The organism is Novosphingobium indicum (assembly GCF_014645195.1).
Lineage (GTDB): Bacteria > Pseudomonadota > Alphaproteobacteria > Sphingomonadales > Sphingomonadaceae > Novosphingobium > Novosphingobium indicum.
On sequence record NZ_BMLK01000007.1, the window covers coordinates 234,990 to 243,014 of the forward strand.

The 8,025-nt window shown below is 60.8% G+C and carries 9 protein-coding genes; 3 read left to right on the forward strand and 6 right to left on the reverse strand.

Annotated features, from left to right (window positions below; translation table 11 throughout):
• Nucleotides 1-52: 52 nt before the first annotated feature.
• From IEX64_RS09545 to exbB, 3 genes are read right to left on the reverse strand one after another with little or no spacing between them, the layout of a single operon-like run.
• Nucleotides 53-853: an energy transducer TonB family protein gene (locus IEX64_RS09545; protein ID WP_188819421.1), complete on the reverse strand. Its 801-nt coding sequence runs from the start codon at nucleotides 851-853 to the stop codon at nucleotides 53-55.
• The gene (exbD, locus tag IEX64_RS09550; protein ID WP_188819422.1) at nucleotides 850-1,275 is read right to left on the reverse strand and encodes a TonB system transport protein ExbD; all 426 of its coding nucleotides are present in this window, start codon (nucleotides 1,273-1,275) and stop codon (nucleotides 850-852) included. Before exbD ends, IEX64_RS09545 begins: the two co-directional genes overlap by 4 nt.
• 5 nt (nucleotides 1,276-1,280) lie before the next feature.
• A complete protein-coding gene (gene exbB / locus IEX64_RS09555) occupies nucleotides 1,281-2,045 on the reverse strand; it encodes a tonB-system energizer ExbB (protein ID WP_188819423.1) in 765 nt (254 codons plus the stop codon).
• Between the two features lie 339 nt (nucleotides 2,046-2,384).
• Between exbB and IEX64_RS09560 the strand changes: the two genes are divergently transcribed.
• From IEX64_RS09560 to IEX64_RS09570, 3 genes are all read left to right on the forward strand, one after another.
• Nucleotides 2,385-2,696 (forward strand): FtsB family cell division protein, encoded by a 312-nt coding sequence (locus IEX64_RS09560; protein WP_188819424.1) that lies wholly within the window; start codon nucleotides 2,385-2,387, stop codon nucleotides 2,694-2,696.
• Between the two features lie 148 nt (nucleotides 2,697-2,844).
• Nucleotides 2,845-3,930: a pyruvate dehydrogenase (acetyl-transferring) E1 component subunit alpha gene (gene pdhA / locus IEX64_RS09565; RefSeq protein WP_188819425.1), complete on the forward strand. Its 1,086-nt coding sequence runs from the start codon at nucleotides 2,845-2,847 to the stop codon at nucleotides 3,928-3,930.
• Nucleotides 3,930-5,321, forward strand: a complete 1,392-nt coding sequence (locus tag IEX64_RS09570) for a pyruvate dehydrogenase complex E1 component subunit beta (RefSeq protein ID WP_188819426.1) — start codon at nucleotides 3,930-3,932, stop codon at nucleotides 5,319-5,321. The genes pdhA and IEX64_RS09570 overlap by 1 nt, the downstream gene beginning before the upstream one ends.
• Before the next feature lie 57 nt (nucleotides 5,322-5,378).
• Here IEX64_RS09570 and IEX64_RS09575 read toward each other — a convergent pair whose 3' ends face one another.
• From IEX64_RS09575 to IEX64_RS09585, 3 genes are read right to left on the reverse strand one after another with little or no spacing between them, the layout of a single operon-like run.
• Nucleotides 5,379-6,044, reverse strand: coding sequence for a TadE/TadG family type IV pilus assembly protein (locus IEX64_RS09575; protein WP_188819427.1), 666 nt, complete (start codon nucleotides 6,042-6,044; stop codon nucleotides 5,379-5,381).
• Nucleotides 6,041-6,631 (reverse strand): TadE/TadG family type IV pilus assembly protein, encoded by a 591-nt coding sequence (locus IEX64_RS09580; RefSeq protein ID WP_188819428.1) that lies wholly within the window; start codon nucleotides 6,629-6,631, stop codon nucleotides 6,041-6,043. The genes IEX64_RS09575 and IEX64_RS09580 overlap by 4 nt, the downstream gene beginning before the upstream one ends.
• Complete coding sequence (locus tag IEX64_RS09585; RefSeq protein WP_188819429.1) at nucleotides 6,628-7,917, reverse strand: vWA domain-containing protein; 1,290 nt, start codon at nucleotides 7,915-7,917, stop codon at nucleotides 6,628-6,630. The genes IEX64_RS09580 and IEX64_RS09585 overlap by 4 nt, the downstream gene beginning before the upstream one ends.
• Nucleotides 7,918-8,025 lie beyond the last annotated feature (108 nt).

Here is an 8,025-nt window from a genome sequence, read left to right on the forward strand (position 1 = left end):
AGTCCCTTCCATTTGATACGATGTTTTCGGAGCCCTCAGCGCATTGCGGCGCTTACTTGCTCTCGACTTTGAACTTGAGTGTGATGGCCAGCGGGATCTCCGATCTGCGCAGGTCGCGCGGGAAGGAGGGTACTGGCGAGAGACGCTGGATGAACTCGACAGCCTCGCTGTCGAGCAGGTCTTCTCCGCCGCTACGCGCGACGCTGACATCGCTGATGCCGCCATTGCGATGGACCACAAAGCGGACCTTCACTTCGCCGCTGATCCCTGCCTTGCGCGATTGCGGTGGCGAGAAGCGGTTGCGGCGGATGTAGGAGCCGACGAGCGACTTGTAGTCGGCCTCCAGTTTGCGCGACTTCGGATCGTCACCGGGCAGGTCGGAACTGGCGTTGGCACTGCCACTGCGTACCGGCGCCGGAGCGCTAATGACGGGAGCGACGGGCTTAACGACTGGTGCTTGAACGGTGCGAACCGGTTCGGGCGGGGGAGGCGGCAACGTCACCGCATTGCGGACAGGGACGCGCGTGGCGGGAAGTTCAACCGGCGGTACGGGAGTAGGCGGCTGCGGCGTTTCCAACTGCGGCCGCGGTTCCTCCGGCATTGCCTCGGCCACCGAAGGTTCTTCGGCTCCTGCCAGCGGCGGCAATTCGACCAGTACCACCGGTTCGGGGTCGGTAGGTTCGGTCGGGACCACGGCTGCGGTCAAGGCGACGACGGCTGCTGCATGCGCGGCAAGAGCGATGCCCGCTGAAAGTCCCCACGACCCGTTGTCCTGTTCGGGCGTGTGTGTCCGGGCGGGGACATCGACCAGAACCGGTTCGACGGGAACTTTCGAGGCCCGCGCCGTGCTCACTGCGCCGCTCCGGATTCAGCACCCACGAGCGCCACGTGGACGTATCCCGCAGCGCGAAGGACGTTCATGGCCTGCATGATGGTGTCGTATTGAACGGTCTTGTCCGCCCGCAGGAACACGCGCTGATCGCGGTCGCCCGAAGTGGCCTTCTCGATCGAGGCGCCAAGCGTTGCCTCGGTCACGACCGCTTCGCCCACGAGCATCCGGCCATCGTCCTGAATGGAGAGGAACACCGGGCGGTCGGGCTTGGGGGCAGGGGCGGCGTTGGACACGGGAAGGTCGACCTTCACGTCCACGGTCGCGAGCGGTGCGGCGACCATGAAGATGATGAGCAGAACCAGCATGACGTCGATGAACGGCGTGACGTTGATCTCGTGGGCGACCGGCAGGTCCTCGCTACCGTCGGAGAGGTTGATTGCCATCGCGCTCAACCTTCCTTGGCGAGTACGACAGCCTGCCCGCGGCTGAGATCGCGCGAGACAAGGCGCAGGATGGCAGCAGCGCTGTCCGAGACGAGCGCGCGGTGGGCAGCGATCCGGCGGGAAAAGTGGTTGTAGATGACGACGGCGGGGATCGCCGCGACCAGGCCGATGGCCGTGGCGAGCAGGGCTTCAGCGATGCCCGGCGCGACGACTGCCAGGTTCGTGGTCTGCTTTTCGGCAATTCCGATGAAGCTGTTCATGATGCCCCAGACCGTGCCGAACAGGCCGACGAAGGGCGCAACGGCACCAATCGTGGCGAGGACATTGACGCCGCGCGTCATATTGCGGGCGACCGAGGCTTCGTGACGCTGGAAGCGGGAAACGACGCGTTCCTTGATCCCTTCGGGGTCGCTCAGCGCGTCGGAGGAGAGCCGCATTTCAGTCAGGGCGTCACGCACCAGCGGAGTGAAGGCAAGGTTGCTGTCCAGCGCGGCATCACGAAGCGAGCGGAGCGCTATAACCTGATCGTGGACCTGCTGCTCGGTCGCAGTGGCTTTGCGCAATTCCAGAAGTTTGGCGATGAAGACCGTCCAGGTTGCCACCGACGCCAGCGCCAGTCCGATCATGACCAGCTTAACGACCCAATGCGCCTGCAGGAACATTCCACCGACAGAAAGCGAGGTCGGGATGACGGGCGTCGCGAAGGCGGTGACCGGCATCATCGCAAGTGCCGCCGTGCCCACCGCTGCCAGATTGCGGATTCCAAGCATTGTCTGTTGTGCCCTCACGTTAACCCAGATTGCGAATCATTCGCGTGTTCTCTTGCGAGCCATTCGCAGAGAAGCATCGCTAATGCAACAGATTCGCATTAGTATCTTTGATCTGGATCAAATTTGGTGCCTCAGGGTTTCGCGATTGCAGGTGGCAGGCCGCGACCGGGCGGCAAGTCACGCGTCGGTGGCGGGATCAGGGGCTTCAGGAAAAAAGTTATCAACATCAATCGCCTGATACGCGCGATGAGCCGAGCGGTGCGATCATGGGCCAAAACGGTGGAATCGGCTAAGTGATATAGCTTGCAACGCGGAATCACTTGTGATTCTATCAATCCCATGAGGACCATGCGCCACGAACCCGGCATAGCTAAGGAAAGACTCTTCCGGGGTCTGTCCCTTGCCGTGCTCGTTTTGATGGGCGTCTTCGCGGTCGCTGGCCCCAGCGGATTGATCGCATGGGGCGAAAACCAGCGAATGCTTGAACAGCGTCAGGCAAAATTGGCGGAACTGCGTCTCGAACGGGATCGGCTCAAAAACCGCGTGCAGTTGCTCAATCCGAAAAAAGCTGATCCTGATCTCGCGGGCGAATTGCTGCGCAGCAATCTGAACGTCGCGCGCCCCGACGAAATGGTCATGTTGCTCCCCTGACATGGTGCATCGGAGACGGGCCGATTGTCTCGCTCTGCACATAATATTTTGTGTCTCTGGCGTAATTTCCGATCCTGCTCCTTCCGCTTTGGCAGGGCTTTCCCTATATCGCGCGTGAATCGATCGCACCAACGATGGGGAGCACCCGTTGCCCAAAGCCAAGAGTGACGCAAAGACCGGCGAAAACGCTGCCGAAACGCCCGGAGATGAAGAGGATTTCGCTCTTCGCAGTCTCCAGCAGGCGCATGCGGCCGACCGCCGATATTCCGCCAGCAAGGAAGAGCTGCTGCATTTCTATGAGCAGATGCTTCTTATCCGACGTTTCGAGGAGAAGGCCGGCCAGTTGTATGGCCTCGGCCTGATCGGCGGGTTCTGTCACCTCTATATCGGACAGGAAGCGGTGGCCGTTGGCCTCCAGTCCGCGCTGAAGGGCGGACTGGACTCGGTCATCACCGGGTATCGCGACCACGGCCATATGCTGGCCTACGGCATCGATCCCAAGATCATCATGGCCGAACTGACCGGTCGCCACTCGGGTATCTCGAAGGGCAAGGGTGGTTCGATGCATATGTTCAGCGTCGAACACAAATTCTACGGCGGCCACGGCATCGTTGGCGCGCAGGTGCCGCTCGGCGCGGGTCTGGCCTTTGCGCACAAGTACAATGAAGACGGCGGCGTGACCGTGGCCTACTTCGGTGACGGTGCTGCCAACCAGGGCCAGGTCTACGAGAGCTTCAACATGGCCAGCCTGTGGAAGCTGCCGATCATCTTCGTGGTCGAGAACAACCAGTATGCAATGGGCACCGCGGTCAAGCGCGGGTCGGCGGAAACGCATTTCTATCGCCGCGGCACCGCATTCCGCATTCCGGGCATGCAGGTAGACGGCATGGATGTGCTCGAAGTCCGCAAGGCTGCCGAAATCGCCATCGAGCACGTGCGCGGCGGCAACGGCCCGGTTCTCATGGAACTGAGCACCTACCGCTACCGAGGCCACTCGATGTCCGATCCGGCCAAGTACCGCAGCCGTGAGGAGGTGCAGGGCGTCCGCGAAAAGCGTGACCCGATCGAGCATGCGAAAGCCGAACTGATCGAGATGGGCGTGTCCGAGGCAAGCCTGAAGGACATCGACAAGCAGACGCGGGCCAAGGTGGCAGAAGCCGCCGACTTCGCAGAGAATTCGCCTGAGCCCGAAATGGCCGAACTCTATACCGACGTACTGGTGGAGCGCTACTGATGGCGATCGAACTCAAGATGCCCGCGCTCTCGCCGACGATGGAAGAGGGCAAGCTGGCCAAATGGCTGGTCAAGGAAGGCGACGAGGTCAGCTCGGGCGACATCCTTGCCGAAATCGAAACCGACAAGGCGACGATGGAATTCGAAGCGGTCGATGAAGGCACGCTCGGCAAGATCCTCGTGCCGGAAGGTACAGAGGGTGTGAAGGTCGGCACGGTCATTGCCATGATCGCCGGCGAAGGCGAGGATGCCTCCGCACTTGAAGCGCCTGCCGAACCCGAAGCGAAGGTCGAGGCACAGCAGGTGAAGCCCGACGTCGTGCAGGAAAAGCCTGCCGACGGCGGCACCGGCCAGCTTGCAAGCGAGGAACGTGCGAAGGTTCGCGACCCCGAAGTGCCGCATGGCACCAACATGAAGACCTCGACCGTGCGCGAGGCCCTTCGCGATGCCATGGCCGAGGAAATGCGCCGCGATGAGCGCGTCTTCGTGATGGGCGAAGAAGTGGCCGAGTACCAGGGCGCCTACAAGGTGACCCAGGGGCTGCTAGAGGAGTTCGGTCCGAAGCGCGTAATCGATACGCCGATCACCGAATACGGCTTTGCCGGTATCGGGACGGGCGCTGCCATGGGGGGGTTGCGTCCGATCGTCGAGTTCATGACGTTCAACTTCGCCATGCAGGCAATCGACCACATCATCAACTCTGCGGCCAAGACCAACTACATGTCGGGCGGCCAGATGCGCTGTCCGGTCGTGTTCCGCGGCCCCAACGGCGCGGCAGCCCGCGTCGGCGCGCAGCACTCGCAGAACTACGGTCCGTGGTATGCGCATGTGCCCGGCCTGGTGGTGATCGCGCCTTATGATGCGTCCGATGCCAAGGGCCTGCTCAAGGCCGCCATTCGCTGCGAGGACCCGGTGGTCTTCCTCGAAAACGAGCTGGTCTACGGTCGTAACTTCGAACTGCCCGAACTCGACGATCACGTTCTGCCGATCGGCAAGGCGCGAATCATGCGCGAAGGCGCCGACGTTACCATCGTGTCCTACTCGATCGGTGTCGGCATTGCGCTGGAGGCCGCCGAGACGCTGGCGGACGAAGGCATCGATGCCGAGATCGTAGATCTGCGCACGCTGCGTCCGCTTGACAAGGAAACCGTTCTGGAAAGCCTTGCCAGGACGAACCGCATGGTCGTCGTGGAAGAAGGCTTCCCGGTCTGCTCGATCTCGTCGGAAATCGCCACGATCTGTATGGAGGACGGGTTCGACAACCTCGACGCTCCGGTGCTGCGCGTGTGCAATGAGGATGTGCCGCTTCCCTATGCTGCCAACCTTGAGAAAGCGGCGCTGGTCGACGCGGACCGCGTCATCGAGGCGGTCAAGAAGGTCTGCTATCGCTGACACTATGCCCGGCCGGGACGGGAATGTCCGTTCCGGCCGACATTGCGCGCGTTTCCGTCAGGAAAACGCGTTCTCGTACTTGTCGCAGCTGTAAACCGGGTCCGGCTTGTACGGATTGACCTGATAGACCTGCGAGAGGTCCCGGCTCGATCGAACCGTGTACGATGCGATCGAACGAATGGCCGTCTTTCCAACGAGCGAAGCCGAGATCAGCGGCTGATACTCGTACTGCATCTCGACGAAGATTACGGCTTCCCCGTCCAGAGCGAAGACCTTGCGCCCTGTCGGCCCGATGCCGTCGGTAAGCACCTCTCCCTGTTTTCCGTATGAGGAATCCTTCTGGTAGGTGCCCATGCAGCGCTGCCAGTGGATGTACTGATTCCCATCCCCGTTCACTTCGACGCTGGAGACGATGATGCGGCCGTGATCGTAGAGATCCATGCGGCCGCCAGCCTGCAGCGATACGCCTTCGAGAAGATCGCCGATGTCGGCTTCGTAGATCTTGCGGTTTTCCAGCGTGGAAATGTCCCCGATGCGCGAGGCATTGTCGGCCACGTGGACGGCAAGCTGGCCGACCTTCATCGTCGTGAGCGAGTAATTGGCTAGTTCGATGCCCCACAGACCGGCGCCGAGGAAGAACGGCAGTATCAGTGCGGCCTCAGTAATGGCTACGCCCGACTGGTCCTTGCGCAGGCGGGAAAGAAAGGCGAACAGGCGGGTCATGGGCAGTTGAGCACCTTCACGACCTTCTCGGACAAGTCGTAAGGCTGGTTCCGCAGCACCGTGCGCGAGGTCATTATATAGTCAGCGTCCATTCCGAACATGGACGTCACCGGGAAGGGGCGGGGATAGGTGACCTGCACCTCATAGAGGACGGCATCGCGCGCGCCGCCCGATCCGGCCTTGCCCTGATCGGCATCCCACGATCCATTGGCGTTGGCATCCTCGAACGGTTCGCCCGCGTTGCAGACGCCATCGCCGTTCACATCGGTGAAGTCCTCCGGCTTGCCGACATCGGAGAAGGACGAATAGGCGGTGCGCTTGAAATTCAGTGTCGCCTGCGGAGCGATGTTGCGCACCATCTCGGTCACTGCGGCATCGAGTGTAGATGTCTTGCTCACCGATCCTTCGATCGTGGAATCGCGGGCGGTTTTCTGGATCGCGCCTTCCAGCAGTGTTGCCGTGTAAACGTTGTAGCCCAGATCGAAGAGGCCCATCATCGCCATTAGCAGGACAGGGGCGACAAGCGCGAATTCGACGGCGCTTGCCCCGGTCCGATCGGATTGCAGATGGCGAAGGAGACGCATCATTTGATGATCCGCAGGTCGCCCATGGACTTTGCAATCTTGTCGAACGCCTTGCCGAGCTGCGATGCGTCGTCAGCCTGGAACCAGTGCCCGTCACCCGCGCAGTTCTTGAGCATGTCGGTCATCTGCGTACCGAACCCGATCACCCAGACGGTGATGTTCTTCTTCTTCACTTCGTCGCAGGCAAAGCTGAAGCGCTTTTCAACCGTCTGCGTCAGCGAATAGGAAGAGCTGGGTGACCAGCGCCGCTCACTGAGGGGTTCGACGCCGTAGGTGCCATAGGACAGGTCCAGCGGCGCGGTTTCGCCGTCCGTAAGAAAGATGAGATGGCGGCTAGTCGGCGTGTCGTTCAGATCGGCATTTTCCGACGCGAAAATGCCTGTCGGCGAAAGCAGCCTGCCGCCCCAGATCATGCCGATGTCATGATAGGTGCTGCCTTCGGCCTTGAGTCCGTTAAGATAGGTGGAAAGCTCGCTGTCCGTCATTTCGGTGAGTTTATGCGCCGGGGAAGGACACATAGTCACACCGTAGTTGCTGGCCTGCATGTAGTCGTCGGCGGTCGTCACCTTTTTCTTGGACCATGATCCGCCCGTCGGCTTCCACGCGCGCAGGAATGAAATCTCGTGGAGCATCGGGCGCCACTGCGTGCTCGGCTTGTTGGGATCGGGAACCAGATCGATGTCGAGATCGAGCGCCTTGGTCAGATCGACATTCGAGTAGTCGCTGATCTGATAGGTGTCGCGCTCTTCGATGCAACCTTTGAAGGTTGCCGACAGATAGTCCGGCGTCGGCGACGGATTACCATACATGCGTACCCAGATCGTTCCACCCTTATAGGGTTTGTCCGGATTGGCGTCCTTGAAGCTGCTCACGTCTTCCGTGACGGCACCATACTGCCATTTGTAGACTTCCTTGGTCTCAGTGCCGTTCTGCTGCTTGAGCGTGCGGTAAACGTAGTTGTTGTAGCTGGTCCCGGACACGTTGACGCCGCCGTCGCCATGCGAGCAGTTATAGGCAATGCCATTCACTTTCGTGTCCCAGACCTCGTATCCGGAACCCGACCCATAAGCGATCATCTGCCAGGTGGCAGTGTCGCCGGGGCATGTGCTGGCGACATAGGTGGTAATGGCGGTCTTGCTGCCACTCATATAGGTATAGGTGTAAGTGTATTTGGGAACCGTTTCGGTTTTTTTGGTGTCCTTGGCTTCACGACCTTCGTAATCCCAACTGTCCACCATCCAGCTCGACTTGAGCAGGTAGCCCACGTTGACGTTGGTCGAATAGGGCACGAACCCATAGCGAATGCGTACGCCCGGGTTCTTGCTGGCTTCCAGCTGGAGACCCGCAAAAACCGGTAGCGTTTTGGCGGGTATGATGATTCATTGGAGGGGCGCGAT